This is a genomic window from Bradyrhizobium sp. BRP19 (assembly GCF_020194195.1).
GTDB lineage: Bacteria > Pseudomonadota > Alphaproteobacteria > Rhizobiales > Xanthobacteraceae > Bradyrhizobium > Bradyrhizobium yuanmingense.
Genome location: NZ_JADYVZ010000004.1, coordinates 291380 through 318305, shown reverse-complemented (window position 1 = coordinate 318305; position 26926 = coordinate 291380). Strand labels below are relative to the sequence as shown.

At 64.2% G+C, this 26926-nt stretch carries 22 protein-coding genes; 11 read left to right on the top strand and 11 right to left on the bottom strand.

The annotated features are described in order from the left end of the window. The first annotated feature begins 2 nt into the window (after nt 1-2). The 6 genes from I6F36_RS16030 to I6F36_RS16005 are packed head-to-tail and all read left to right on the top strand — an operon-like array spanning nt 3 to nt 6176. Nucleotides 3-713: a DUF1028 domain-containing protein gene (locus I6F36_RS16030; RefSeq protein WP_225171737.1), complete on the top strand. Its 711-nt coding sequence runs from the start codon at nt 3-5 to the stop codon at nt 711-713. Next, on the top strand, nt 710-1699 hold the full coding sequence (locus I6F36_RS16025; RefSeq protein WP_225171736.1) for an ABC transporter ATP-binding protein: 990 nt from the start codon (nt 710-712) through the stop codon (nt 1697-1699). Before I6F36_RS16030 ends, I6F36_RS16025 begins: the two co-directional genes overlap by 4 nt. Next, nucleotides 1699-2805, top strand: a complete 1107-nt coding sequence (locus I6F36_RS16020) for an ABC transporter ATP-binding protein (RefSeq protein ID WP_225114426.1) — start codon at nt 1699-1701, stop codon at nt 2803-2805. Before I6F36_RS16025 ends, I6F36_RS16020 begins: the two co-directional genes overlap by 1 nt. A gap of 22 nt (nt 2806-2827) precedes the next feature. Then, complete coding sequence (locus tag I6F36_RS16015) at nt 2828-4336, top strand: ABC transporter substrate-binding protein (RefSeq protein ID WP_225114425.1); 1509 nt, start codon at nt 2828-2830, stop codon at nt 4334-4336. A 10-nt stretch (nt 4337-4346) separates the two neighbouring features. Further along, a complete protein-coding gene (locus tag I6F36_RS16010; RefSeq protein WP_025034874.1) occupies nt 4347-5288 on the top strand; it encodes an ABC transporter permease in 942 nt (313 codons plus the stop codon). Nucleotides 5289-5291: 3 nt separating this feature from the next. Further along, nucleotides 5292-6176: an ABC transporter permease gene (locus tag I6F36_RS16005; protein ID WP_225171735.1), complete on the top strand. Its 885-nt coding sequence runs from the start codon at nt 5292-5294 to the stop codon at nt 6174-6176. Between the two features lie 21 nt (nt 6177-6197). Here I6F36_RS16005 and I6F36_RS16000 read toward each other — a convergent pair whose 3' ends face one another. From I6F36_RS16000 to I6F36_RS15960, 9 genes are all read right to left on the bottom strand, one after another. Beyond that, complete coding sequence (locus tag I6F36_RS16000; protein WP_036004738.1) at nt 6198-6944, bottom strand: hypothetical protein; 747 nt, start codon at nt 6942-6944, stop codon at nt 6198-6200. Nucleotides 6945-6953: 9 nt separating this feature from the next. After that, the gene (locus I6F36_RS15995; protein WP_036004735.1) at nt 6954-8204 is read right to left on the bottom strand and encodes an adenylate/guanylate cyclase domain-containing protein; all 1251 of its coding nucleotides are present in this window, start codon (nt 8202-8204) and stop codon (nt 6954-6956) included. After that, nucleotides 8201-8590: a response regulator gene (locus I6F36_RS15990; RefSeq protein WP_025034870.1), complete on the bottom strand. Its 390-nt coding sequence runs from the start codon at nt 8588-8590 to the stop codon at nt 8201-8203. The genes I6F36_RS15995 and I6F36_RS15990 overlap by 4 nt, the downstream gene beginning before the upstream one ends. Continuing rightward, a complete protein-coding gene (locus tag I6F36_RS15985; protein ID WP_225171734.1) occupies nt 8587-11181 on the bottom strand; it encodes an ATP-binding protein in 2595 nt (864 codons plus the stop codon). Before I6F36_RS15985 ends, I6F36_RS15990 begins: the two co-directional genes overlap by 4 nt. Nucleotides 11182-11311: 130 nt before the next feature. Next, entirely contained in the window at nt 11312-14407 is a 3096-nt protein-coding gene (locus I6F36_RS15980) for a MexW/MexI family multidrug efflux RND transporter permease subunit (protein WP_036025801.1), read from the bottom strand. 69 nt (nt 14408-14476) lie between these two features. Further along, nucleotides 14477-15670 carry an efflux RND transporter periplasmic adaptor subunit gene (locus I6F36_RS15975; protein ID WP_036004727.1) on the bottom strand — a complete coding sequence of 398 codons (1194 nt, stop codon included), beginning with the start codon at nt 15668-15670 and terminating at the stop codon, nt 14477-14479. Between the two features lies 1 nt (nt 15671). After that, on the bottom strand, nt 15672-16373 hold the full coding sequence (locus I6F36_RS15970; protein WP_063822469.1) for a TetR/AcrR family transcriptional regulator: 702 nt from the start codon (nt 16371-16373) through the stop codon (nt 15672-15674). 135 nt (nt 16374-16508) lie between these two features. Continuing rightward, on the bottom strand, nt 16509-17099 hold the full coding sequence (locus I6F36_RS15965; protein ID WP_225171733.1) for a thiamine pyrophosphate-dependent enzyme: 591 nt from the start codon (nt 17097-17099) through the stop codon (nt 16509-16511). Continuing rightward, the gene (locus I6F36_RS15960) at nt 17096-17638 is read right to left on the bottom strand and encodes a phosphonopyruvate decarboxylase (RefSeq protein WP_036004713.1); all 543 of its coding nucleotides are present in this window, start codon (nt 17636-17638) and stop codon (nt 17096-17098) included. Before I6F36_RS15960 ends, I6F36_RS15965 begins: the two co-directional genes overlap by 4 nt. A gap of 105 nt (nt 17639-17743) precedes the next feature. Here I6F36_RS15960 and I6F36_RS15955 point away from each other — a divergent pair, with 105 nt between their 5' ends. Beyond that, nucleotides 17744-18964: a cytochrome P450 gene (locus tag I6F36_RS15955; protein WP_225149925.1), complete on the top strand. Its 1221-nt coding sequence runs from the start codon at nt 17744-17746 to the stop codon at nt 18962-18964. Nucleotides 18965-19195: 231 nt separating this feature from the next. Beyond that, entirely contained in the window at nt 19196-20410 is a 1215-nt protein-coding gene (gene rocD / locus I6F36_RS15950) for an ornithine--oxo-acid transaminase (RefSeq protein WP_225171732.1), read from the top strand. Between the two features lie 278 nt (nt 20411-20688). Here the strand turns inward: rocD and I6F36_RS15945 are convergent, their stop codons facing one another. After that, nucleotides 20689-20835, bottom strand: a complete 147-nt coding sequence (locus tag I6F36_RS15945; protein ID WP_225127611.1) for a hypothetical protein — start codon at nt 20833-20835, stop codon at nt 20689-20691. Between the two features lie 197 nt (nt 20836-21032). Between I6F36_RS15945 and I6F36_RS15940 the strand changes: the two genes are divergently transcribed. The 3 genes from I6F36_RS15940 (at nt 21033) to I6F36_RS15930 (ending at nt 26430) form a co-directional block, all read left to right on the top strand. Beyond that, complete coding sequence (locus tag I6F36_RS15940) at nt 21033-22532, top strand: Spy/CpxP family protein refolding chaperone (protein WP_225171849.1); 1500 nt, start codon at nt 21033-21035, stop codon at nt 22530-22532. A 102-nt stretch (nt 22533-22634) separates the two neighbouring features. Beyond that, the gene (locus tag I6F36_RS15935) at nt 22635-23021 is read left to right on the top strand and encodes a nuclear transport factor 2 family protein (RefSeq protein WP_225171731.1); all 387 of its coding nucleotides are present in this window, start codon (nt 22635-22637) and stop codon (nt 23019-23021) included. Between the two features lie 37 nt (nt 23022-23058). Continuing rightward, entirely contained in the window at nt 23059-26430 is a 3372-nt protein-coding gene (locus I6F36_RS15930; RefSeq protein ID WP_225171730.1) for an adenylate/guanylate cyclase domain-containing protein, read from the top strand. 200 nt (nt 26431-26630) lie between these two features. On the opposite strand, the gene I6F36_RS15925 is transcribed toward I6F36_RS15930, so the two are convergent. Next, a complete protein-coding gene (locus I6F36_RS15925; RefSeq protein ID WP_225123842.1) occupies nt 26631-26840 on the bottom strand; it encodes a hypothetical protein in 210 nt (69 codons plus the stop codon). Nucleotides 26841-26926: the final 86 nt, after the last annotated feature.

Below are 26926 nucleotides of genomic sequence, written 5' to 3'. Positions count from 1 at the left end.
ACATGACTTGGTCGATCATCGCGCGCGATCCTGCCACCGGCCAGTTCGGCATCGCGGTTGCGACCCGCTTCTTCGCCGTCGGCGCGCGCGTGCCCTACATCGCCGCCGGCCTCGGCGCGATCGCGACGCAGGCCTTCGTCAATCCCTATTACGGCATTGACGGCGTCAAGCTGTTGCGCGAGGGCCTCAACGCGCACGACGTGCTCGCCACGCTGCTGACGACCGATGGCGGCCGCGAGAGCCGCCAGGTCCATATCATGGATGCCAGCGGCGCAATCGCCGCGCATACCGGGCGCGACTGCGTTGATTGGTGCGGCCACGTCGCGGGCAGCGGCTTCTCGATCGCCGGCAATATGCTCGCCGGCCCAGACGTGCTCGACGAGACCGCGAAGACATATATCGCAAATGACAGCCTGCCCTTCCCTCGTCGACTAATCGCGGCGATGCGCGCCGGCGAAGCCGCCGGCGGCGACAAGCGCGGCAAGCAATCGGCCGCGCTCGTGATCCACGGCGAGGAGGAATGGCCGGCCCTCGACATTCGCGCCGACGACCATTCCGATCCGCTCGGTGAGCTCGAACGGCTCGAGCGCGTCAGCCACGAGCTCTGGGTGCATTTCCGCGCCTCCATGCCGACGCGGCAGAACCCGGCCGGCAACACCGATCGCAGCGTCATCGACGCCAGCATCGAAGCGGCGCGCGCGAGACGATCATGAGCGCCAGCCCCCTCATCGAGATCAAGGATCTGCGTATCCGCTTTCATGGCGACGACGGCCGTATCACCCACGCGGTCGACAGCGTCGATCTCAGCGTCGCCAATGGCGCGACGCTCGGTCTCGTCGGGGAATCCGGCTGCGGCAAGAGCGTGACGTCGCTGGCGATCATGGGCCTGCTGCCGAAGCAGAGCGCGGAAATAAGTGGCGCGATCCGCTTCGACGGTTTCGACCTGCTGACCACGCCGGACCAGACCCTGCGCGATCTGCGCGGCAATCGGTTGGCGATGATCTTCCAGGAGCCGATGACCTCGCTCAATCCGAGCTTTACGATCGGCGACCAGATCATCGAGACGATCCTGCGTCACCGGGGCGGCTCGCGGAGGAGCGCGCGCGACCGCGCGATCGAGCTGCTGCGCCGCGTCCATATCCCTTCGCCTGAGCGTCGCATTGACGACTACCCACACAAGCTCTCCGGCGGCATGCGCCAGCGCGTGATGATCGCGATGGCACTCGCCTGCGACCCGCGGCTGCTGATCGCGGACGAGCCGACCACCGCGCTCGACGTCACCCTGCAGGCCCAGATCCTGGAGCTGATGCGCGAGCTGAAGGCCGCGAGCGGCGCCGCGATCATCTTGATCACCCACGATCTCGGCGTCGTCGCCGAGGTCTGCGACGAGGTCGCGGTGATGTACGCCGGCGAGATCGTCGAGCGGGCGCCGGTCGACGAGTTGTTCTCCGCGCCGCAGCATCCCTACACGGTCGGCCTGCTCGGCTCGATCCCGCGGCTCGACCACCGCGCCGAGCAGCTTGCGACGATCGAAGGCATGGTGCCGAACATGGCACAGCCGCCCGCCGGCTGCCGCTTCGCCGCGCGTTGCCCCTTCGTGCTCGACGCCTGCACCAAGGTGCCGCCGCCACTGGTCGAACTCAGCGACGGCCACCTCTCGCGCTGCATCCGCGCGCCGCTCGAATTGCTGGTGTCGTGATGGCGCTCCTCGAAGTCGAAGGCCTGGTCAAGCATTTCGTCGCTCAGCGCTCGCTGCTCGGCCGCGCGCTGGCGCACGTCAAGGCGGTCGACGGCGTGTCCTTCTCGCTGGAGGCCGGCAAGACGCTGGCCCTGGTCGGCGAATCCGGTTCCGGCAAGTCCACCGTCAGCCGCCTGGTGCTGCGGCTGATCGAGCCAGACGCTGGTATGATTCGCTTCGACGGCCGCGACCTGCTGGCGCTCGACGCCGGGACCTTGCGCGCCTTCCGCCGCGAGGCGCAGATCATCTTCCAGGATCCCTACGCCTCGCTCAATCCGCGCATGACAGTCGGCCAGATCCTGACCGAGCCGCTAGCGCTGCACGATCTGGTGCCGCCGGCGCGGCGGGCCGAGCGCGTCGCCGAACTGCTGCGGCTGGTCGGGCTGGAGCCGCGCCTCGCCCGGCGCTATCCGCATGAATTCTCCGGCGGCCAGCGCCAACGCATCGCGATCGCCCGCGCGCTCGCGGTCGAGCCGAAGCTCATCATCTGCGATGAGCCGGTCTCGGCGCTCGACGTCTCGATCCGCTCGCAGATCCTCAATCTGCTACGCGAGCTCCAGGACCGGCTTGGCCTCGCCTACATCTTCGTCTCGCACGACCTTGCCGTGGTCAAGCACATCGCCGACCACGTCGCGGTGATGAATCTCGGCCAAATCGTCGAGACGGCGGAAGCCGACGCGCTGTTCGCCGCGCCGCGCCACCCCTACAGCCGCGCGCTGCTGTCGGCGATCCCGCTGCCGCAGCCGAAGGCGAAACGAACGACGGTGCTGCTGGAGGGCGAAATCCCGAGCGCCCTCAATCCGCCCGCCGGCTGCCGCTTTCACACCCGCTGCCCGTTCGTGATCGAGCGCTGCCGCAATGAGGCGCCTGCGCTTCTAGCTGACCGCACCGGCCATGCCACCGCCTGTCACCGCACCGCGGAGCTGCCGTCTGCCGACGCCATTCTACCCACCGCCGGCGGGTTTTCGCCGGCGCTTGCAAAGCTGGTCGCGGCCTTCAGCCAAAAGACGGAAGGCAGCAGCCCCGACGGGGTTGGTATACAGTGCGCCGCGTCCGCAACGAAATAGCCGAAGCAATGGGGATTGACCGATGAAGATGTTTCGCCTGGCCGCAACAGCCGCCGCTGTGCTGGTGTCGATCGGGGCCGCGCAGGCCCAGACCACGTTGCGCATCGGCCTCGCCGAAGACCCCGATATCCTCGACCCTACGATGGCGCGCACCTATGTCGGCCGCATCGTGTTCTCCTCCTTCTGCGACAAGCTGTTCGACATCGACGAGAAGCTCAACATCGTGCCGCAGCTGGCGCTCTCGAGCGAAACCGCCGACGACGGCAAGGCGCTGGTCATCAAGCTGCGGCCCGGCGTGAAATTCCACGACGGTGAGCCGTTCGATGCCGAGGCCGCAAAATTCTCGCTGGAACGGCATCTGACGTTCCCCGGCTCGTTCCGCAAGCCGGAGCTCGCCTCGGTCGATCGCGTCGAAATCGTCGATCCCCTCACGATCAAGCTGGTGTTGAAGTCGCCGTTCTCGCCCCTGCTCGCTCAGCTCACCGACCGCGCCGGAATGATGATGTCGCCGAAGGCCGCCAAGGAGGCCGGCGACAAGTTCGGCCTTCGCCCGGTCTGCGCCGGCCCCTACAAGTTCGTCGAGCGCGTGCAGCAGGACCGCATCGTGTTCGAGAAATTCGCCGACTACTGGAACAAGGACAACGTCTTCATCGACAAGATCGTGTTCCAGCCGATCGTCGATGCCACCGTGCGGCTCGCAAACCTGAAATCCGGCGGCCTCGATCTGATCGAGCGCGTGCTCGCCACCGACCTCAAGGAGGTGCGCGCCGACTCCCGGCTGAAGGTCGCGACCGCCATCGAGCTCGGCTATCAGGGCATCACGCTCAACATCGGCAAGGACAAGGCCAAGGGCCCGCTCAGCCAATCCGCCAAGGTGCGGCAGGCACTCGACTGGTCGATCGACCGCGAGGCGATCAACCAAGTGGTGTTCAACGGCGAATTCAAGCCGGGCAACCAATGGGTCAATCCCGATCACCCCTATTATCAGGGCGCATTTCCGATCCACGGCCGCGACATCGCCAAAGCCAAGGCCCTCCTGAAGGAAGCCGGCGTCACTGGGCCAGTCAGCGTTGACTTCCTGGTACCAAAGGGTGCCGAGACCGAAGCGGTGGCTCAAGTGGTGCAATCCATGGCGAGCGAGGCGGGCTTCGATATGAAGATCCGCGTCACCGAGTTTGCGACGTCGCTGAAGCAGGCCGAGTCCGGCGAATACCAGGCCTTCATGCTGGCATGGAGCGGACGCATCGATCCCGATGGCAATTCCTACGTGTTCCTGCGCAAGGATGCGCCGCAGAACTACAGTGCCTGGACCAACGCCGACGCGGACAAGGCGCTCGACGATGCCCGCCGTACGTCGGACATGGCTCAGCGCAAGGCCGCCTACGAGAGACTTGCGAAGCTGGAGCTGGAAGATCACGCCATCCTCTACCTCTATCACCGCCGCATCATCATCGCGCACACGACCAAGCTCGAAGGCTATAGGCAAATGCCGGACGGCCTCGTCCGCGTTGTCGGCCTCAAGCTGAAGTGACGCTGCGAGGATGCTGAACTTCCTCGCCCGCCGCCTTGTGCAGATCGTGCCGACGCTGTTCTTCGTCTCGGTGCTGATCTTCTCGCTGCAGCAATTGCTGCCGGGTGACCCCGCGCTGGTGATGGCGGGCGAGGAGCGCGATCCCGCCGTGATCGAGCAGATCCGCCGCCAGTACCGGCTCGATCAGCCCGTCCCGGTGCAGTACGCCTACTGGATCAAGGGCGTGCTCTCTGGCGATTTCGGCGAGTCGCTGCGCAACAAGATGCCGGTGCGCGAGTTGATCGCACAGAAGCTGCCGGTGACGCTGCAGCTCGGCTCGATGGCGATTCTGATCGCGCTGCTGATCGGCATTCCCGCCGGCATCGTCGCGGCCGTGAAGAAGGGTTCCGCGTGGGACTACGGCGCCAATCTCTTTGCGCTGTGGGGCATCTCAACGCCGAACTTCTGGCTCGGAATCATGCTGATCTTCCTGTTCTCGATCGAGCTTGGATGGTTGCCGGCTTCCGGCTACGTGCCGCTCACCGAGAACTGGCGCGCAAGCCTGGCCGTCACCATCATGCCGGCCTTCGTGCTCGGCAATGCGATCGCCGCGATCCTGATGCGGCATACGCGCAGCGCCATGCTTCAGGTGCTGGAAAGCGACTACGTGCGCACCGCGCGCGCCAAAGGACTGTTGGAGCGCACGGTGATCCTCAAGCATGCCATGCGCAATGCGCTGACCCCCGTCATCACGCTCGGCGCGCTCGAGCTCGGTACGCTGCTCTCCGGCGCGGTCCTGACCGAGCAGATCTTCTCCATTCCCGGCTTCGGCAAGCTGATCGTGGATGCCGTATTCAACCGCGATTATGCCGTGGTGCAGGGCGTCGTCCTGGTGACGGCCACGGTCTACATCACGCTGAATCTGGTGGCCGACATCGCCTACATCCTCGTCAATCCGCGGCTCCGGGGCTGATCCATGACCGACGCCGCGCTGCCGAGCCCTCTCACGCGAGCCGACGAGCTGGATAGCCCGGCCCGCCGCGCGCGTCGGCGGCTGTTCAAGCGCAAGGCAGCGGTGTTCGGGCTCGTCGTGCTCACGATGTTCATCGCCCTTGCCGTGCTCGCTCCGCTCATCGTGCCCTATGATCCCGTCGCGACGAGCTGGAGCCTGGTGCGCAAACCGCCGACCTCGGCCCACTGGTTCGGCACCGACGAGCTCGGCCGCGACATCCTCAGCCGCGTCGTCTACGGCGCGCGCGCCTCGCTGCTCGCAGGCCTGATCTCGGTCGCGATCGCGCTCGGCATCGGCGTGCCGCTCGGTCTCCTCGCCGGCTACCGCGGCGGCTTCACCGACGCGCTGATCAGCCGCATCACCGATGCGATGCTGGCCTGCCCGTTCCTGATCCTGGCGATCGCGCTCGCCGCGTTCCTCGGCCCGAGCCTCGGCAATGCCATGATTGCGATCGGCATCTCGGCGACGCCGATCTTCATCCGCCTGACCCGCGGCCAGGTGCTCGTCGTCAAAGCCGAAGACTATGTCGAGGCCGCACGCGCACTCGGCAATCCGCCGTGGCGGATCGCGCTCTCGCACATCCTGCCGAACATCCTCCCCTCGCTTCTGGTGCAGGCGACGCTCTCGATCGCTGCGGCCATCATCGCCGAGGCCGCCCTCTCCTTCCTCGGCCTCGGCCAGCAGCCGCCGGCGCCGTCCTGGGGCAGCATGCTCAACGCGGCACAACGCTTCCTGACCCAGGCGCCCTGGATGGCAATCTGGCCAGGCCTTGCGATCTTCCTCGTCGTGCTGTCGCTGAACCTGCTCGGCGACGGGCTGCGCGACGCACTCGACCCAAGGCAGCGCTGATTATTCCTCTTGGTGAGGACCTCAAATCACCACTTCCCGCAGCACGCGGCGGCAATCCATCTCGAATTCCAGATCGACCACCGGCGGACGGGCGAAATGCCAGGTCAGCCCGGAGCGGAGCGCGCCACGGCGGACCAACTCGTCCACCAGCGCATGGTGAAAGTCGTGCACGGAATAGGCCTGCACCCCGGTTGTATCCTTCCAGCCGAAGCCGAAGGCTGCCATCCGGTTTTCCATCTGCGACGTGGTGGTGAAGCGCACCTTCTCGCGCAGCCCCTCCGGGCTGAGATCGCGGTAGCGCACCGTGCGCTCGACATAGGAGCCGCTGCCCTCGCGCGCCTCGGCGCCGCCGGCGATGACGAAGCTCGGCAAATCTGACCGCGTCGGACGCGTGAAGGAGAACGCATAGAACGACGGTTCGGACGGCGGATCGATCTCGGGGCAGACATTGCTGCGCGCCACCGGATTGGTGCTGCCGTCGAAGATGCCCCATTCGGACAGCGTCTTCACATAGTGCAGATTGAACGCGCGAAAGCCTTCTTCGCTGAAGGCCGCTGGCGAGCGCAGCTCGCAGGCGCAGAACGCCGTCAGCGGGCGGCCCGCCTCCTGGATGAACTTTGCCGCCAGCGCAAATCCTTCGGCGAGCGGCACCAGGCGGTCGAACCGGACCCGCTCGATCTCGTAGCCCTCATCCGCGGCAGCACCGGCGGAATATTGGAAGACGGACGGAATGAAACGATAGTTGCCGGCCGAGAATTCGCGCGTCATGACGGACTCCTATTCCAGTTGCATGCGAGTGCCCTTGGCGCCGTTGAGCAGGCGCTTCAGGTGAAATCCGGCCAGCGGATCGTCGGCGTGCATGCCGACCAGCGCGGCGAAGGACGGCATGGCCGCGGCATCGCCGGCCTCCATCTTGGCAAACGCTTCGGCATATTGCGCCGTCGCTGGCGCCTCGAACCTCGCCTGCGGCAGCGGCTCGAATGCGCGCAGCGGCTCGCTGCGTCCGCGCAGCATCAGGTCGCCCACGGGACGGCCACGAAAGTTTTCGGCCCCATTCGCAACGCTGGCACTAACGCAAATGCGCGTTCCCAGGTGCTTGTTCGCCGCCTCAAGCCGGGCCGCAATATTGATGGTGTCGCCATAGGCCGTGTAGTCGAAGAAACGGTTGCCGCCGAAATTGCCGACCAGCGCCGGACCGGCATGAGCGCCGATGCGGGTAGCTCCGAAATTCACGCCTCTTGCCTTCCAGCGCGCCGAAAAGTCCTCCGCCCAGGCGTCGAGAGCATGGGCACAGGCGACCGCGCGCGTTGCATAGTCCGGCTGGTCGCCGGGGGCGTTGAACAGCACCTGGATCGCATCGCCGATGATCTTGGCGACCGTCCCCTCATGGGCGAAGACGATCTCGGTCATGCCGCCGACATATTCGTTGAGGAGCTCGCCCAGGGTCTGCGGAGGCGCGGTCTCGACCAGCGAGGTGAAGCCTGTAATATCGGTGAACAGGGTGGCGACATCGCGCCACTGCACCTCAATGCCGTCGCCATCGACGTTCGCGGCCAGCCGCCTTGCAATCTCCGGCGAGAAGAAGCGCGACAGCGAGGCATGGGCGCGCTCGGCTTCCATCTGGCGCCGCCGCACCTCGCGCAGCATCTCCACATGGCGGACGGTCTTCTCGATCGTAGCTTCGAGGTCGGCGAAGTCGATCGGCTTGGTCAGGAAGTCGAACGCACCGCGGTTCATGGCGGTGCGGATGTTGCTCATGTCGCCGTAGGCCGAGACGATGATGGTCGACTTCTTCTCCTGGGCCTCCTGGAGCTTCGCGAGTAGCGACAGGCCGTCCATTCGCGGCATGTTGATATCGGAGACCACCATGTCGACATGCGGATTCTGCTCCAGCGCTTCCAGCGCCTCCAGGCCGTCGCGCGCGAAGATCAGCGCGAGCTGCCCATCGCGGATCTGCCTGCGGAATTTCTGCAGGATCAGCGCCTCGAGATCCGGCTCGTCGTCGACGAAGAGGATGGTCGCAGTCATGCGGCTTGCTCGAGCCTCGTGTCGATCTCCTGCCGCAGCAGCGCAAAGTCGATCGGCTTGGTGAGGAGCCCGACGGCGCCCCGTTCGATCGCCTTGCGGCGCGTCTCCGCATCGCCATAGGCCGTGATCATGATGACGGGAACATCGGGATGCGCGGCACGCACCTTCGGCAGCATGTCGAGCCCGCTCATGCCGGGCATGTTGATGTCCGACAGGATCAGGATCAGCGAGGGATCACGGACTTCGGCGGCGCGCTCGAGCGCCTCGGGGGCCGAGAGGGCAAACTCCATCTGAAACCGGCCGGCGCGCAGGTCGCGCCGGAACTGCTGCCGAAACAGTGCCTCGACGTCGGGCTCGTCATCGACGACCAGGATGTAAACGTTCAAGACTTTCCTCCGGAAGTGTCGCCCGCTGCCATCGTCCGCGGCAGCGTGATGATGAACTCGGTGAATACACCTTGTGTGGTGTCCACGTCGATCGTGCCGCCGTGTTGTTTCACCACGATGTCGTGGCTCATTGAAAGGCCGAGTCCCGTGCCATCGCCGGCCGGCTTGGTGGTGAAGAAGGGATTGAACATCTTTTCCTTCACCTCGGCTGGAATCCCGGTGCCGTTGTCGCGAATCCGGATCTGGACCCTGTCGCCGAGATTCTTCGTTGCCGCGCGCAAGGTGGGCTCGAATGCATCGCCCTCGCTCTCCTTGCGCTTGGCCGCGGCATAGAAGCCGTTCGAGATCAGGTTCAGCAAGACGCGCGTGATCTCCTGCGGATACACCTCGATCATGCCGGCATCCGGGTCGAAATCGCGCTGGAGCGTGACGTTGAAGGCGGGCCTTTCGGCGCGCGCGCCGTGATAGGCGAGATTGAGGCTCTCCTCGACCACCGCATTGATGTCGACGGCACGATGCTCACCGGACCCCTGGCGCGAATGCAGCAGCATGTTCCTGACGATGGAATCGGCGCGCTTGCCGTGCTGCACCACCTTCTCGAGATTGGCCCTGAGCATGCCGGTCAGTTCGTCGATCTCCTCCTTCGTCTTGCCGTCGAGCACGGCCGATTGCAGGATCTCGTTGAGCTCGTCGATCAGCTCGGTCGAGACCGCGGAGAAATTGTTGACGAAGTTGAGCGGGTTCTTGATCTCGTGCGCGATGCCGGCGGTGAGCTGGCCGAGGGAAGCGAGCTTTTCGGTCTGGATCAGGCGGTCCTGCGCGGTGCGCAACTCATCGAGCGACTGCGACAGCTCAGTGGTGCGCTCCCGAAGCTGCTTCAGCAGACGCGTATTCTCAATTGCGATGACGGCCTGCTTGGTAAAGTTCTGGACGAGAGCGACCTGCTTATCCGTGAAGCTGCGAATCTCTTGTCGGAAAATGGTGATCGCGCCAATCAGATCGTCCTCTTTCAGCATTGGAACGACGAGGAGCGTCCGGGCCCCGGCAATATCTGCCATTCCAACGACATTGGGAACGCCGGCCTTGTAGGTCGGACTCTCTCTCAAATCACGGATCTGCGCCGGCTGATGCGTCGAAACGACTGCAGCCAGAATCGATCCTGGGTGTGGAAGGATCGGCGTCCGCTTGCGGTAGGCGGAGAATTCGGGCGGAATGTTGTAGTCCGTGGCGATATTGAATTTACTGCCGTCCCACAGATTCATCGTACCGAATTGAGCCCCGCAAACCCGCGTAGCATTCTCCAGCATCTTGCGGAACACCGGCTCCAATTCGCCGGGGGAGGAGCTGATGACTTCCAGCACTTCCGACGTCGCGGTCTGCTGTTCGAGCGCCTCCCGCAACTCGGCCGTGCGCTGCTCCACCTTCTTTTCGAGGTCGGCATAGGATTCCTGCAGGCGCGCGCCCATGTCGTTGAACTGGTCGGCGAGTCCTTCGAGCTCGTCGCCGGTCTTGATCGAGATGCGCTGGGAGAAATCACCACCGCCCATTCGTTCCGCGCCGCTCCGCAGCGCCTGGATCGGCCCGACCATGCGGCGCGCCAGGAAGATCCCGGCCAGCACCGCGAAGATGGATGCCGCGAGCAGCACGATTGCAAGGCGCTGCAGCGAAGCATAAAGCGCGGCATAGGCTTCCTCGACCGGCAGCTCGACGAACATGGTCCAGCGCAGCGGCTCGATCGGGGCCGATGCGGTCAGCACCTTCTGCCCCTGGATGTTGTGGGCCTCGGAAAGCACGTCTGGCATGGCGCCGCCGGCTTGCACGGCGCGTACCTGCGCAAGGCCGGACATGTCGGTGTTGCGCAGCACGAGACTGATGTCGGGATGCGCGATCAAGCGGCCCTCCGGGCCGACCACGTAGGCGTTGCCGTGCTCGCCGACCTTGATCTGGGACACGACGTCCCAGATCAGCTTGAGATTGACCTCGGCGATGCTGACGCCGGCATCCTTGCGTGCGCCCGCCAGCGCCAGCGTCATGTAGGGCTCGGACTCCCGGCGAAAATAGACCGGCCCGTAATAGACCTTGCGCGCGACCGCTTCGGTGAACTTCGGATCGCTCGACAGGTCGATCCCGCTGTCGAGCACGTCCATCGCCAGCCGCGAGACCCGCAGCCGCTCCTTGCCAGTCGAATCCACCTGGGCCAGCTCGGTGATCGCAGGAACCTGGCGCAACAGGCGCAGCGCGTCGAACCGGCGCTGCTCGATCGAGCCACCCGACCAGGGCAGTTGCGTGGTCCAGCCGAGCTGGTTCTCGATCTCCTTGACGAACCGGCCGATCTTGGCAGCGGCCGCCTCGGCCTGCTCGTGCTGGACCCGGATCAGAGAGGCCTTGTGCTCGCGATAGTAGAAGTAGACCTCGAACAGGCCATTGCCGAGCAGCGCAATGGCGACGACCGCCACGAAAAGCGCGACGTATTTGGCGAAGAGCCGGGTCCGGATTCCGCGCCCCGCCGTGTCGCCGGAGGCGACCTCGCCTGGGGCCGCGCTCGGCAATGTCCCGGCTCGAGGTGTATCGGGGTGGAGGGACAGGCTCATTCCACGGAACCTAGCAAGAAGACCGGACCTTGTCTCTCGCAAGCGCGGCGAGGAGCTCGCCCGAGACCCAACGAAAAGGGCGGCAGCGGATCACCGCTGCCGCCCTTTCGGGACTAGCCTGCCGGCGGCCTCAGGTCGGCCGTAGCGCCTTTGAATCGAGGTCCAGCTCGCCGATCTGCTTGTTCCGCTCCGAATCGGCCGCCGCGCGATGGTCGGTCGCCAGCACCACATAGACTGCCGGCAGCACGAACAGCGTGAACAGCGTGCCGATCGACATGCCGGCGACGACAACGAGACCGATAGAGAAGCGGCTGGCCGCGCCCGCGCCGGTCGCGGTCAGGAGCGGGATCAGGCCGGTCACCATCGCGGCCGTGGTCATCAGGATCGGCCGCAGACGGATGCGGGCCGACATCTCGATGGCCGAGCGGCGGTCGAGCCGCTCGTTAACCTGGAGCTCGTTGGCGAACTCCACCATCAGGATGCCGTGCTTGGTGATCAGGCCGACCAGGGTGAGCAGACCGACCTGGGTGTAGATGTTTATGGTCGCCATGCCGAAGAACAGCGGGATCAGCGCACCGACGATTGCCATCGGCACCGAGATCATGATGACCAGCGGGTCGCGCAAGCTCTCGAACTGGGCCGCCAGCACCAGGAAGATGATGATCAGCGCGAAGCCGAAGGTGATGGCAAGCTGATTGCCTTCCTGCACGTATTGCCGGGAGTCAGCCAGATAGTCGTGGCTGAAGCCTTGCGGCAGCTTCTTGGCCTCGCCTTCGAGGAAGTCGACCGCAGCGCCGACGGTCACGCCGGGCATCGGCACGGCGGAGAACGTCGCCGAATTGAGCTGGTTGTAGTGCGTCAGCGAATTCGGATCGGTCTTGGTCCTGATCGAGACCACGGTCGACAACGGAAGCTGCTGCCCGGTGTTGGTCGTCACATAGTAGCCACCGAGCGATTCCGGGGACAGCCGCTTGCCGCGCGGCACCTGCGGAATCACCTGATAGGAGCGGCCCTCGAGGTTGAACCGGTTGATGTAATTGCCGCCGAGCAGCACCGCGAGCGTCGAGCCGAGGTTCTGCATGTTGACGCCGAGGTCCTGAGCCTTGGTGCGGTCGATCGTCACCTCGACGTTCGGCTGGTTGTAGGCGAGGTCGCTATCGGAGACGATGAACATGCCGCTCTTGCGTGCAGCCTCCTTCAGCTTCTCCATCTGCTCATAGACGGTCTGGAAGCTGGCCGTGGAATTGATCACCATCTGGATCGGCAGACCGCCGGGTCCGCCCGGCAATGGCGGCAGGTTGAACGCGAACGCCTGCACGCCCTCGATCTTGGAGAGCTCGGCCTGCACGAGCGGCTTCAAGGCGATCGACGAGCGTGTGCGCTCGTCCCAGGGCTTCAAGAGCATGCCGGCAATGCCGCCTTGCGGGCCGTTGATGCCGTTCAGCACGAAACGCAGATCGGTCTCGGGGAATTTCTGGAATTCCTTGTCGAGCTTCTCGCCGTAGAAATCGACATAGTCGATGTTGGCGTATTTCGGCGCCTTGGTCACCGCGAACACGATGCCCTGATCTTCCTCGGGCGCCAGCTCCTTCGAAGTGTTCATGTAGAGGAAGCCGACGAGTCCCAGGATCGTCACGGCGAACAGGCCGGTGATGGCCTTGTAGTCGAGCGAGCGGTCGAGCTTGCGGCCATACCACCGCGTCATGGCGCCGAACACCCGGTTCACCAACTTGGCGAAGCGGCCCTCTTCGGTGTTCTTCAGCAGCACCGAGCACATCATGGGCGACAGCGTCAGCGCGATCACGCCTGATACGATGACCGAGCCTGCGAGGGTAAAGGCAAATTCGCGGAACAGCGACCCGGTGAGGCCACCGAGGAACCCGATCGGCGCGTACACGGCGGCGAGCGTGATGGTCATGGAGATGACCGGCCCGACGATTTCGCGCGCGCCTTGTAGCGAGGCCTGGACCGGCGTCTTGCCCTCCTCCAGATGGCGATGGATGTTCTCCACCACGACGATGGCATCGTCGACGACGAGGCCGATCGCCAGGACCATCGCGAGCAGGGTCAGCAGGTTGAAGCTGAAGCCCAGCGCCAGCATCATCGTGCAGACGCCGATCATCGACAACGGAATGGTGACGACGGGAATGATGACGGAGCGCAGCGAGGCCAGGAACAGGAAAATGACCACGATCACGATGATGACGGCTTCGCCCAATGTATTCCGCACCTCGTCGATCGAAGATTGGATGAACTTGGTCGAGTCGTAGGCGACTTTCATCTTCATCGAGGGCGGGAGGTTGCGTTCGAGCTCGGGGAACAGCGCGCGCACACCCTTGACCAGCGTCAGTGGATTACCCTGTGGCGTCGCCTGCACGCCAATGAAGATCGCGCGCTCGCCGTTAAAGGCGACGCTGGCATCCGTGCTCTGGGCTGCAAGCTCGACGGTGGCGATGTCCTCCATCCGCACGAAGCCGCCGTCCTTGGCCTTGACGATCATCTTCTTGAACTGATCGACGTTGGTCAGGCCCGTGTTGGTCGAGACGTTCGAGACGATCAGATAGCCCTTGGTCTGGCCGGCCGCGGACTGGAAGTTGTTGGCCTGGATCGCCGCCGCAACGTCAGCCGGCGATACGTTGCGGCCCGCCATCTTCACGGGATCGAGCCACAGCCGCATCGCAAAGGTCTGGCCGCCCAAAATGTCGGCCGAGGCGACGCCGTCGACGGTCGACAGCACCGGCTGCACCACACGCGTCAGATAGTCGGAGATGGCCGAGCCGGACAGCTCGTCCGAGGAGAAGCCGAGATACATCACGGCCGTGGTCTGGCCGGTGGTCTTGGTGACGATCGGGTCGTTGGATTCCTTCGGAATCAGGTACTTCACTGAATTAGTCTTCGCCAACACCTCGGTGAGCGCCTGGTTCGGATCGAAATTCAGCTTGATGTAGACCTGGATCGTCGAGGTGCCGAGCACCGAGGACGAGGTGATGTAGTCGACGCCTTCGGCGGACGCGACCGCCTGCTCGATCGGCGTGGTGATGAAGCCCTGGATCAGGTCTGCGGACGCGCCGGGATAGACGGTCGTGATGTTGATGACCGTATTCGACAGCTTCGGATATTGCCGGATCGGCAGCACCATTGCCGCGCGCAGGCCGATCAGCAGGATCAGCAGGCTGACGACGACCGACAGGACCGGTCGTTTGATGAAAATGTCGGTAAAGGCCATCGCGGGCGATCTCGATTTCTTTTTTTCAAGACGCGTGATCCGGCCGGGCCGGATCACGCGAGGATATTGTCAGTAGCGCGGCGGCTGCGCCGGGATCTGCGGGGCCGGATCGGTCGAGATCGATACCGGCGCGCCTGATTGCAGCTTGAGCTGGCCGAGAGCGACGACCTTGTCGCCTACCTTCAGGCCCTTGACGATTTCGACGCGACCCTCGACCCGGTTGCCGGTCTGCACGAAGGTGCGCACCGCCGACAGGCTGGTCTTGCCGTCTTCTTCCTTCTTCTCGGTGATCACGAACACCGAGTCGCCGTACAGCGTGTAATCGACTGCCGTTTCAGGCACCGTGATCACGGCCGGCTTTTCCGGCAGCACCACGGTCGTGGTGACAAACATGCCGGGCTTCAGGATCTTCTCCGGATTGGCAATCGTGGCCTGCACGCGGATGTTGCGAGTATCGGTCGAGATCTGGGGCTCGATCGTGGTGATCTTGCCCTCGAAGGTGCGGCCCGGATAGGCGTCGACCTTCAACCGCACGACCTGGCCGACCTTGAGGCTGCCGGAATCCTTTTCCGTCACCGTGAAGTTGGCCCACAGCTCGGACAGATCGGTCAGCGACACGATCGCCGTGCCGGCGGTCAGATACTGGCCGACCTCGACCTTGCGCATGCCGAGATCGCCGGCGAACGGCGCGCGCACCAGCTTCTGCGAGATCAACGCCTCGGTCTTGGCGATGCCCGCCTGGGCCTGGTCATAGGCAGCCTGCGCGGTATCGACGGTCGCCTGCGGACCGAACTGGCGCGAGGCCAGCTGCTTGGCGCGTTCAAGCGACAGCTGCGCGACGGTCGCTTGCGCCTTGTAATTGGCGAGATCGCCCTGCTCGGGCGCGTCGAACAGTTGCACCAGCGGCGTGCCGGCCTCGACGCGCGTGCCCGGCTCGAACTTGATCGCGGTGACACGGCCGTTGACGTCGGCGCTGACGTCGACCTGATGCACGGCGACGAGGCTGCCGACCGCGGTGAGCAGGTTCGGCACCACCTCGGACTTCGCCTCGGCCGCGCTGACAGCGGTCGGCGGCGGCTTGTTGTTGGCGAAGAATTGCTTGATCATCTGGCCGCGGAAGTAATTGAACCAGACGAGCCCTCCGACGAGCACGGCCAGAAGCGTGCCAACGATGATGAACCAACGCACTGGCCGGACCGGACGCTTGGGAGCCTTGTTGTCGATCGGTTGCCCCGAAATCTTGTTTTCGGCCACGATGTTCATGTCATGCACTTTCTGCAATCGCCGCCCGGTTCGCATCCGCGGCCTGATTGCGGCCCAGATGCGAAGCAATTGCGGCGTCGTTAAGTCCGATACCCCTCAGGAGAAACTCACAGAGCTGCCGCTCCAGGTCGGTCGCCCTGCCGTAAGCAAGACAGGGCGTGGCCGGCAGCCTGGTCAGCGCCGCGGTCATCACCGCATGATGCGCGAACCAGAACAGGTTGAGCGGATCGCCAGCGCAGGGCCGCGCGTCACCGCTCGCAACCGCACGCTCGAGCGAGGCGACGAAGACAGCGCCGATCAGCGTCTCGATCTTGGCATACAGCAATCGGGCGAATTCGCCGTCATCCAAATGGCTCGTGGCCATTAGCCGCAGGCGCTGGGCCTCTTCCTGATCGGGACCGTCGGCGATCTGGAGGAAGTGTTCGACCATGCCGCGGATCACCTCGACCAGCGTAGCCGTCGACGGCTCGCGCTCGAGCAGCTCCATCAGAGCGGGATCCGCCTCGCATTCGTCGCTGAGGATCTCGGCGTAGAGCGCCGCCTTGGACGGGAAATGCTTGAACAGCAGCGCTTCAGAAATGGCAGCGGCGGCCGCCACGCTCTTGGTCGTGGTGCCGTTATAGCCGTGTCGGGCAAAGCAGCGCTTTGCGGCGCCGAGGATCAATTGACGCCTCAGGTCGCTCGTCATACGCAATGAGCTCATGCTGGGTGAGTAAGCACTCACCCACGCAGGAGTCAAGCACTATGTTGCATCGCAACCTGCGTGCGACCTAGAATCAATGGAAATTGGTCGAGCCTGCACGGCCCGCGTGCAGGCGTTCGGGGATGGACGGACCGCCTAGATCGGCTGGAAGCCGAGGTCAGCACGGATCCGGTTGACGATGTAGGTCCCGTCCCGCGTCGGCAGAATCCGCTCCAGGCCGCCGCTGTCGATCTTCACATTGGCAAAGCGCGGACCCGCAGAGACGTCATGGACGGCTTTGGCGAAGGCCTCGACCTCGGCCATGGTCGTGACGGCCCGGCTGTCGTTAATGCCGCAAGCCCTGGCGATGCCGACGAGGTCGGCGGCGGCGGAGGTGTGGCTGGTCTGGCCGCCGGTCTCGCCATAGGCCTCGTTGTCGAGCACTGCGATCGAGAGGTTGGCCGGCTTCTGCAGGCCGATGGTGGCAAGGCTGCCCATGCCCATCAGCATCTCGCCGTCGCCGGTGATGACCAATACCGGCAGCTTCGGCTGCGCCAGCGCCAGACCCAGCCCGATCATCGCGGCGCCGCCCATGCCGCCCCAGAGGTAGAAGTTGCGGGCGTGGTCGCCGGCGGCGCACATGTCGTTGGTGGAAGCGCCAAGGCCGCCGATCGCGACGACGTTCTTGCGGTTCGCCAGCAGCGTGGACACCACCTGCCGGCGGTCGAGGAGATTGGCCTTGCTCATTTGGTGAAAACCTTGGCGCCGATCAGGCGCTGCGACAGAAGGACGGCGGTTGGCGTCAGCGCGTTGTAGGCCTGCGCCGCGGCCGCTTCCAAGACGGCAGGCACCTCGGCAGCGTGCGAGGCGCGCAGCACCTTGACGCCGGAGAGCTCGAACACGCCTTGCGTGGTCGAGCCCATCGGCACCTGCCACGGATTGAACTCGCCCCACTCGCCGCGCATCGTCACGAGCGTGAGGAACGGAAAGCGCAGGATCGGGATCAGCGACAGCATGTTGATGCAATTGCCGACGCCGCTCGATTGCATCAGCAGCACGCCGCGCTGTCCGCCCGCCCAGGCGCCGGCGAGCAGCGCCACGCCTTCCTCCTCCGTCGTCAGCGCAATGCCGCGCATGGTGGAGGAGGCCAATACGCGCTGGATCAGCTTGGAATGACCGGCGTCCGGAACGTAAGGCACCTGCCGGACGTCAAAGCGCTGGAGGGTCGCGAAAATATCGTCGGGCCAGTTCGGCGCCGTGTCGGCAGCGTCAGCGCGTGCGTGCATTTTCCTGTCCGGTCGGCTAGCAAGGTAGAAAGACTGTAGACGCATGCATGCGCCGACCAGAACAACAAAAACGGCATATCGGCTTTAACCGGCGAGTATAACGGGATGAACGCAGATGCGAAGGCGCTGGCGGCAAGCTTCGACCTCGAGAAGCTGACGCCGGAGTTCTACGACAACCCCTATCCGACCTATCGTGCACTGCGGGAGAACGAGCCGGTCAAGCGCCTGCGCAACGGCACCGTGTTCCTGACCCGCTACGATGATCTCGTCACCACCTACAAGAACACCAAGTCGTTCAGCTCGGACAAGAAGCGCGAGTTCGCGCCGAAATACGGCGACACCCCGCTCTACGAGCACCACACCACGAGCCTCGTGTTCAACGATCCGCCGTCCCATACCCGCGTCCGCCGCCTGATCATGGGCGCGCTGTCGCCGCGCGCGATCGCCAGCATGGAGGGGGACCTGATCAAGCTGGTCGACGGCCTGCTCGATGCCATCGAAACCAAGGGCGCTTGCGAACTGATCGAGGATTTTGCCGCTTCGATTCCCATCGAGGTGATCGGCAACCTGCTCGACGTGCCTCACGAGGAGCGCGGGCCGCTGCGCGACTGGTCGCTGGCGATCCTGGGTGCTCTCGAACCCGTAGTGTCGCCCGAAGTAGCTGCGCGCGGCAACAAGGCGGTGGCGGACTTCCTCGCTTATCTGCAGACGCTGGTGTCGCGGCGGCGCGCGAAGCCGGGCAATCCCGAGCGCGACGTGCTGACGCGTTTGATCCAGGGGGAAGAGAACGGCGAGCGGCTGACCGAGAAGGAGCTGCTGCACAATTGCATCTTCCTGCTCAATGCCGGCCACGAGACCACCACCAACCTGATCGGCAACGGCCTCGTGGCGCTCGACCGCCATCCCGACCAGAAGCAGCGCCTGATCGAGAACCCGGACATGATCAAGACTGCGGTCGAGGAGATGTTGCGCTACGAGAGCTCCAACCAGCTCGGCAACCGCATGACCACCGAGAAGGTCGAGCTCGGCGGCGTCATGCTCGATGCCGGCACGTCGGTGACGCTGTGCATCGGGGCTGCCAATCGCGACCCCGCGCAGTTTCCCGACCCCGAGCGTTTCGATATCGCGCGCACGCCGAACCGGCACCTCGCCTTCGCCACAGGCGCGCATCAATGCGCAGGCATGGCCCTGGCGCGGCTGGAGGGGGCGATTGCGATCTCGCGCTTCCTGGCGCGCTTTCCGAACTATGCCGTCAGCGGTCAGCCGGTGCGCGGCGGACGGGTGCGGTTCCGCGGCTTTTTGAGCGTGCCCTGCGCGCTTGGCTGAGGGGCCGGCAACCAAACTGCGAAAACAACCCCATGCACAGTAGAGCCTGGGTCGCGGAACGGTGCCCTGTGGCCCGGCAGAACCACCTGACATTTCGGGACTATCAGGCCGCGCCGCGCCATCGGCGCATCAAGGCTTCCGAGCTGACAAACCGATACCCACATTCATTTGGGCGCGACCCGCCGGTGCGGTCGATTGACGCCCCCGCGCGCAGCAATGGAGTGACGGCAGATGAGCTCGTCGGTCATTGATTTCATCGCGACAGAAGCGCGCTTCGGGGCCCGCAATTACGAGCCGATCGGGGTCGTCCTGTCGCGCGGCGAAGGTGTCTGGGTCTGGGACACCCAAGGCAACCGGTACCTCGATTGCCTCTCGGCCTATTCGGCGGTCAGCCAGGGCCACTGCCATCCCAAGATCCTGGCGGCGATGGTCGAACAGGCGCACAGGCTGACGCTCACCTCGCGTGCCTTCCACAACGACCAGCTCGCCTTGTTCTACGAGGAGATCGCCGCGCTCACCGGTTCCCACAAAGTGCTGCCGATGAACAGCGGCGCCGAGGCGGTGGAAAGCGCGATCAAGTCGGTCCGCAAATGGGGCTACGAGGTGAAGGGCGTGCCGGACGGCCAGGCCGAGATCATCGTCTGTGCCAACAATTTCCACGGACGCACGCTGGGCGTCGTCGGCTTTTCAACCGACCCCGAGACACGCGGACACTTCGGGCCGTTCGCGCCGGGCTTCAAGGTCATCCCGTTCGGCGACGCCCCGGCGCTTGCGGAAGCAATCACCCCAAACACGGTCGCCTTTCTGGTCGAGCCGATCCAGGGCGAAGCCGGTGTCGTCATTCCTCCGGCCGGCTATTTCACTGAGGTCCGGGAGCTCTGCACCGCCAACAATGTGATGCTGGTGCTCGACGAGATCCAGACCGGGCTCGGTCGCACCGGCAAGCTGCTCGCCGAACAGCACGAGGGAATTGAGGCGGACGTGACGCTGCTCGGCAAGGCCCTGTCCGGCGGCTTCTATCCGGTCTCGGCCGTGCTCTCGAACAACGACGTGCTCGGGACATTGAGGCCCGGGCAGCATGGCTCGACCTTCGGCGGCAACCCGCTTGCCTGCGCCGTGGCCCGCGCGGCGATGCGCGTGCTGGTCGAGGAAGGCATGATTGAGAACGCGGCGAGGCAAGGCGCGCGCTTTCTGGAGGGCTTGAAGGACATTCGCGCCAATACGATCCGCGAGGTGCGCGGGCGCGGCCTGATGCTGGCGGTCGAGCTGCATCCCGAGGCCGGGCTGGCACGCCGCTATTGCGAGGCGCTTCAGGGCAAGGGCATCCTCGCCAAGGATACCCATGAGCATACGATCCGCATCGCCCCGCCGCTCGTGATCACAAGCGACCAGGTCGACTGGGCGCTGGAGCGGTTCGCCGCGATCCTGACGCAGGATTTCTCTTGAGACTGGCTGCGTCGGAAGATCGCAATGCCGGCCGTGGCCAAGGACGAACGATTCCACAGTCTGTGCGTTGAAAGTCGTGGGCGATTACGAGTTGGGAGCTAGGATCATGCTTCCGCGTGGCGTTTGCCTGACGGCTGTTTTGGTTGGCGTCTCGATGCTGACGACGAGCGCGCCAGCCCAGGGACCTCTCGGACACGGACGGGGTGGAGGACCACCAGGACCAGCCGCAGCGCCGCCATCAGCACCACCGGCCATGGCCCGCCCGGCAGCACCACCGGCTATGGCTCGTCCAGCCGCACCGCCAGCAGCACCGCCAGCCATGGCACGTCCGGCGGCTCCGCCAGCCATGGCGCGTCCCGCCGCGCCGCCAGCCATGCCGCAGCGACCGGCGATGGCGCCACGTCCGGCGCCCCACATCGCCTCACCGCCACCGCGTCCGACCCCACAAATCAGTGCCCCCCGAGCCGCCCCGCAGGTGGCAGCGCCCCGGCGCGAAATCCATCGCCCGCCGGCAGCGCCGCAACGTCCGGCCATGGCGCCGCGGCCGACGCCGCAGATCGCCGCCCCTTCGCGCCCAAGTGCACCCCCGGCCGTGAGCGAGCGTTCGGGACCGCCGCGTGAGATGCTTTCGCGCCAATCCGCGGAACGCCAAGACCGCATCGACCGCTTGCAGCAGCGCGTGCAGCAACTGCAATCGCAGAAACCGGAAGGCGCAAGGGCGCAGCAACAGCAGCAACGGCTGCTGCAGTCGCAGAGCCGTCTTCTTGAGCGCGAGCAACGCGTGCAACAGCGCTCGCAGCACGTCGAGCAGCGGCAGCGCGACATGCTGTCGCGCCAGACGACGGAGCGCCAGGCCCGCATCGAACGCCTGCAGCAGCGGGTGCAGCAATTGCAGTCGCAAAAGCCCGAAGGCGTGCAAGCGCAACGGGCGCAGCAGCGAATGCTCCAGGCGCAAAACCGCTTGCTTGGCCGAGAGCAGCGCGCGCAGCAAATTGACCTGGCGCGCCAGCAGCGGCTTGGGCTGCAGGCTCCGGCGGAGCGCGCTCCGGCACTTGCAGCCGCTGCGCAGGCCGCCGAGCGCGGACGGTTTGCGGAACGCTTCCGCGAGCAGTCCACTGCGCTGACCCAAGCGGCTCTCGTCACGCGCCAAAGCGGCTGGGCACCCCGGCAGGCCTGGCGTCACCGTCATCCCGCGGTGTTCGTGGCTTGGCTTGGGCCCTTGTTCTGGCCTTACGCCTATTCCGACATCTTCAACTACACATTCTGGTCCTATGGCTACGAGCCCGGATATTGGGCGTACGCCTATGACGACTTCGTCGACACCGTGTTCTGGGGCGGTGATGGCCCCTACTCCGCTTATGCCAGCACCAACTCGTATGACTACCCTCAAGCCGGCGGCGGCTACCGCGCGCGCCAGCGTGCCAGCGTGAGCCCGCAGACGCTTCAGCAATTGTGTGCCACGCCGGACAAGGGCGTGACCGCCTGGCCGCTTGCCGATATCGCACAGGCGGTGCGGCCGACGCCGGAGCAACGCGCATTGTTGGACGAGCTGAAGACGGCGGCGGCCAACGCTGCCGGTGTGTTCAAGGATTCCTGCGCGGAGACTTATGCACTGACTCCCCCTGGCCGCTTGCGCGCGATGATGAACCGCATCAGCGCGACGCTTGAAGCCGTCAAGATCGTTCGACCGGCACTGGAGAATTTCTACAACTCGCTCAGTGACGAGCAGCAGGCCCGCTTCAACGCGCTTGGCCCCAATGTCGGCGAGCGCTCGCCGCAGCAGCAGGAGGCGAGTAGCGAGGGCTGTGGCGATCCGAAGTCCGGGCTGACGCAGTTGCCGATCCAGAGGATCGAGGCTGTGCTCCACCCAGCCGGCAAGCAGAAGGAGGCGCTCGACCGCCTCAGCGAAGCGACGGCGAAGGGCGTTGAGGGCCTACAGGCGGCCTGTCCGAACGATGCGCCGCTGACACCTGTCGGACGGCTGGAGACGATGCAGCATCGGCTCGAGGCCATGCTGACGGCCGCCAAGCTGGTCGAACCCGCCCTGGACGAGTTCTATGCCACGCTGAGCAGCGAGCAGAAGGCGCGCTTCAACAGACTGCAACAGGTCGCAGCCCAATGAAGGCGGCGTCGCGTTCCCTCGTTGCAGTTTGCAGCGGTCGAACGACGTCAGGTGACGTTATCGTTCTCCAACGAAAGCAAGCCCGCGTTTGAGGGAGGGATCATGACAGCCTTAGCTTCCTCCATAAGACACGACATTGCTGCGGCGTACGCCGCGTGGGATTCAGCATTCAACAAAGCAGATGCCAGGGCTATCACGGCGACTTACGTGCCAGACGCCAAATTGTTGCCGCCAACGCATCAGGTGATATCCGGTCCGACAGAGATCGAGAGCTTCTTTGCTGGGCTGTTTTCAAGCGGATTCACCGATCACAGGTTGGTCGTCATCGACGCCGGCGGAGATGAGAAGATCGTCTACGGCACGGCCCATTGGAGCGCCAACGGTAAGACAGCGGATGGCGCCAGCCAACCTGCAGGCGGGATCGCAACCCACGTGTTTGAGCGTCAGGCAGATGGTTCGCTGAAGCTGAAGTTGCATACGTTCAATTGAGCTGACCGTTGCCTGATGCGGCACGAGGAGGCTTGTCGTGGATATCGCGCAATGGCTTCGCGGTCTCGGGCTGGAGCGCTACATAAAGACCTTTTGTGACGCTGAAATCACGTCCGAAATTTTGCCAGAACTGACCGAAGCCGACCTGCGGGAGCTTGGCTTGCCACTCGGCCCACGCAAGGCTGTGCTAAAGGCAATCCATGCACTCGCTCCGCCGATCACCCCGGTGGCGGTCGAGGCCAATCGCCCTGCCGGCTACGTGAAGCCATCGATCCCTTCGGACGCGGAGCGTCGACAGCTCACAGTCATGTTCGTCGACCTGGTCGGCTCGACTGCACTTGCTTCAGGGCGCGATCCCGAGGAGCTGCGTGACCTCTTGCAGGCCTACCACAACACCGTGGTCGGCGAGATCGACCGATTCGAAGGCCACATAGCCAAGTTCTTGGGCGATGGCGTACTCGCTTATTTCGGCTGGCCGCGCGCGCACGAAGATGAGGCGGAGCGCGCCGTTCGCGCTGGGCTTCGGGTGACCAAGGCGGTCGCATCGCTTACCGAACCCAGTGGTGCAGCGCTCGCCGCTCGCGTCGGCATCGCAACCGGTCTGGTCGTGGTCGGCGAGCTGATTGGCGAGGGAGAGGCTCGCGAGCGCGCAGTCATCGGCGAAACACCAAACCTAGCCGCCCGACTGCAAGATCTGGCCAACCCAAGTGATGTGGTGATTGCGGAATCGACCCGCCGCCTACTCGGCGAAGCTTTCACGTACCGCGACCTCGGCACGGTGCCTCTCAAAGGTTTCCCGGAACTGGTGCAGGCGTGGCTTGTCATTGGTGAAGGCGCGGCAGAGAGCAGGTTCGAGGCTCGGCATGGCTTGGCAACGACCGCACTGGTCGGACGGAATGAAGAACTTGCATTGCTCCTGGATCGCTGGGATCGGGCGAAAGAGCGGGAAGGACAGATCGTCCTGCTCGGCGGCGAAGCTGGCATTGGCAAGTCGCGGCTCGTGCGAGCCTTACGCGACCAGGTCGCCCGTGTGCCGCACACGCCGCTGAGTCATTTCTGTTCACCATTTCATACCAACACCGCTCTATATCCCGTCGTTGGCCTCCTTGAACGGGCAGCGGCAATACGGCGGGAGGACGCTTCCGACGAACAGCTCGACAAGCTCGAGGCCATGCTCGCGCTTGGTACGGACGATGTGCAGGAGAGCGCGCCGATTCTCGCGGACCTCTTGGCAATCCCGACACGGGACAGATACCCACCCCTTGCACTTAGTCCACACCAGAAGAAGGAGCGAACATTCCAGGCCCTTCTGGAACAGATACAAGGCTTGGCGGCAAGACAGCCGGTCCTTGCCATTTACGAGGACGTCCATTGGGCGGACCCTACCATGCTCGAATTTCTCGATCGGCTTGTCGACGAGATGCAGCGGCTTCCGATCTTGATGATCATTACCTTCCGGCCCGAGTTCGTTCCGCGCTGGACGGGTCATGGACATGTGACAGCGCTCTTTCTAAGCCGATTAGGACGTCGGCAAGGGGCGGCAGTCGTTGACCGGATCACGGGCGGCAAAACACTCCCTCAGGAGGTGCTTGAGCAGATTCTGGCCAAGACCGATGGCGTGCCGTTGTTCGTCGAGGAGCTCACCAAAGCCGTCGTCGAATCCGGGCTGCTCAAAGACCACGGCAGCCGTTATGAGCTGATCGGCCCATTACCGCCGCTGGCGATCCCGACGACGCTGCAGGACTCCTTGATGGCCCGGCTTGATCGATTGGCGCCGGTCAAGGAAGTTGCCCAGATTGCAGCTTGCATCGGACGCGAATTCGGACACGATCTTCTGCGCCTTGTAACGGCGCTCGACGAGCACGCGCTCCAGCATGCTCTCAATGACCTATTGGCCGCGGAACTGATATTCCGTCGTGGCGTACCTCCGAATGTTGGCTACAGCTTCAAACATGCGCTGGTGCAGGACATCGCGCACGAGAGTCTTCTAAAGAGCAAGCGGCAGCAGATCCATGCCCGCATAGCTGCAGCTCTCGAACAACATTACCCTGCCCGTGCGGAGGCGGAGCCGGAGACGATCGCTCTGCATCTCACCGAGGGTGGACTGGCAGGAAAGGCGGTGGATTATTGGCTGCGGGCCGGCCGCATTGCGGCTGGGCGTTCCGCAAATCTCGAAGCGATCACTCATCTCACAAGGGGGCTGGAGGCACTCAGGTCCAATCCACAAGGGCCGGAGCGCGATCGCCAGGAGCTCGCTCTGCAAACAGCAATCGGAGGTCCACTGATTGCCATTCACGGATACACGGCTCCGCAGCTTGGCACAGCCTTCAGCAGGGCTCATGCGCTCTGCTATGAACTCGACGACACGAGCGCCTTGTTTTCCACCCTTAGCGGCAAATTCATTTTCCACTTCGTGCGCGGCGACTTTGCTGCCATGCAGAGCCTCGTTGCCGAGGCGCAGCGCGCCGCCGAGCGCACCAGTGACACAGCGCTGGAACTAGCTGTGCATCGTCTGGCTGCGCTAACCGCCATGCATGCCGGTGAGTTTCTGACCGCACGCTCGGAGTTCGAAACGATCTTGAGTCGCTATCAGCCGGAGGCGCATCGGCCGCCACCTGTGCACTACGTACATGACCCAAAGGCCTCGGCGCTACCCTACTTGGCGATTGTGCTTTGGATTCTGGGTTACCCCGAACAGGCTCAGCGGACTAGCCGTGCCGCATCTCAATACGCTATTGAGTTGAATCAGACGAACCTTACCGCGCATGTGCAGGTCTATGGCGGGGCGGCCACTGCGGAGCTAATGGGTGACGTGGCGGCCGTCAAAGCGCACGCCGAGGCCATCATCGATCTCGCCGATCAGAACAGCTTGAACTATTGGCGCGAGAGCGGCCTCATCCTGCGGGGCTGGGCCATGGCCCAAGAGGGCAACGTGGAGGGCGGCCTGGCGCTCATGCGCCTCAGCCTGAACGAGCGGAACAGGCTCGGAGCCAGTTGGTACCAGGTTCGGTACTTATGGATGCTCGCGGCCACCTACCTCCACTCAGGTGACTACGACAACGGCGTCGATGCCCTTGCCGAAGCAAAGGTCCTTGCCGCGCGCAGTGACGAGCATATGTGGGAGGCAGAACTTGCATGCATCGATGGCGAACTGCACCGGATTCGTGGTGCTCCAGCTGACGAGGTCGAGGGGTATTTGCAAACTGCACTCAAGGTCGCCCAAAGCCAGAGCGCAAAGTCCTTTGAATTACGTGCCGCAATGAGTTTGGCTCGGCTTTGGCACGACCAGGGTAGGATAGCCGACGCGCGGTGCCTTCTTGGCTCGGTTTACGGATGGTTTACGGAAGGCTTCGAAACGCCGGACCTTCGTTCCGCCAAGGCGCTCATGGAGGAGCTTTCCCGATCATGATCGCGCGCCTTTTCAAGCTTCAGACGTTGCCGCACAGCGAGCACACAGATGATACGGCAACCCTGTACTTGCGTTATTGGATCTGAACACGAGGCAATTCCGCTGTGGGTCACAAGCAGTGCTGCTCTGGACGATCAGCCCGACTTCCTTTTATGAGTACACGGCCTTTCTGTCCTCACGCGGCGGAAATCGTCTTCCGCTCAGCACTTCGCATCTGTGATCGCTTGAGGCTGCTCTACCTCATTCAAGCCAATGGCGTTGCATTGTTGGAAATGGGAAGATAGCTCGAGGTCAGCCAGATGATCCCAGTATTCTGCCTCTGCGAGCAGCTTCCATTTGTTCATGCTGTTGTACGCGGCCTGTTGACGGCACAGTGAGCTCATCGCACGCAAGCGTCGCACTTTCTCCACTGCGAACCTCCCTCCGCGCCTGCTTGGTCGCAAGCGCATTTGTGTCGGCAGAGCTTCGCAGATCGAATTGACGAGTGATAGTCCGG

Bases quoted from the DNA above. Each gene is read 5' to 3' on its own strand.
- I6F36_RS15975 (WP_036004727.1), bottom strand. From the start codon at position 15,670: ATGAACATCGTGGCCGAAAACAAGATTTCGGGGCAACCGATCGACAAC.
- I6F36_RS15985 (WP_225171734.1), bottom strand. From the start codon at position 11,181: ATGAGCCTGTCCCTCCACCCCGATACACCTCGAGCCGGGACATTGCCG.
- I6F36_RS15965 (WP_225171733.1), bottom strand. From the start codon at position 17,099: ATGAGCAAGGCCAATCTCCTCGACCGCCGGCAGGTGGTGTCCACGCTG.
- I6F36_RS15955 (WP_225149925.1), top strand. From the start codon at position 17,744: ATGAACGCAGATGCGAAGGCGCTGGCGGCAAGCTTCGACCTCGAGAAG.
- I6F36_RS15970 (WP_063822469.1), bottom strand. From the start codon at position 16,373: ATGAGCTCATTGCGTATGACGAGCGACCTGAGGCGTCAATTGATCCTC.
- I6F36_RS15935 (WP_225171731.1), top strand. From the start codon at position 22,635: ATGACAGCCTTAGCTTCCTCCATAAGACACGACATTGCTGCGGCGTAC.
- I6F36_RS15995 (WP_036004735.1), bottom strand. From the start codon at position 8,204: ATGACTGCGACCATCCTCTTCGTCGACGACGAGCCGGATCTCGAGGCG.
- I6F36_RS16030 (WP_225171737.1), top strand. From the start codon at position 3: ATGACTTGGTCGATCATCGCGCGCGATCCTGCCACCGGCCAGTTCGGC.
- I6F36_RS16010 (WP_025034874.1), top strand. From the start codon at position 4,347: ATGCTGAACTTCCTCGCCCGCCGCCTTGTGCAGATCGTGCCGACGCTG.
- I6F36_RS15940 (WP_225171849.1), top strand. From the start codon at position 21,033: ATGCTTTCGCGCCAATCCGCGGAACGCCAAGACCGCATCGACCGCTTG.
- rocD (WP_225171732.1), top strand. From the start codon at position 19,196: ATGAGCTCGTCGGTCATTGATTTCATCGCGACAGAAGCGCGCTTCGGG.
- I6F36_RS16025 (WP_225171736.1), top strand. From the start codon at position 710: ATGAGCGCCAGCCCCCTCATCGAGATCAAGGATCTGCGTATCCGCTTT.
- I6F36_RS16020 (WP_225114426.1), top strand. From the start codon at position 1,699: ATGGCGCTCCTCGAAGTCGAAGGCCTGGTCAAGCATTTCGTCGCTCAG.
- I6F36_RS16000 (WP_036004738.1), bottom strand. From the start codon at position 6,944: ATGACGCGCGAATTCTCGGCCGGCAACTATCGTTTCATTCCGTCCGTC.
- I6F36_RS15960 (WP_036004713.1), bottom strand. From the start codon at position 17,638: ATGCACGCACGCGCTGACGCTGCCGACACGGCGCCGAACTGGCCCGAC.
- I6F36_RS16015 (WP_225114425.1), top strand. From the start codon at position 2,828: ATGAAGATGTTTCGCCTGGCCGCAACAGCCGCCGCTGTGCTGGTGTCG.
- I6F36_RS16005 (WP_225171735.1), top strand. From the start codon at position 5,292: ATGACCGACGCCGCGCTGCCGAGCCCTCTCACGCGAGCCGACGAGCTG.
- I6F36_RS15980 (WP_036025801.1), bottom strand. From the start codon at position 14,407: ATGGCCTTTACCGACATTTTCATCAAACGACCGGTCCTGTCGGTCGTC.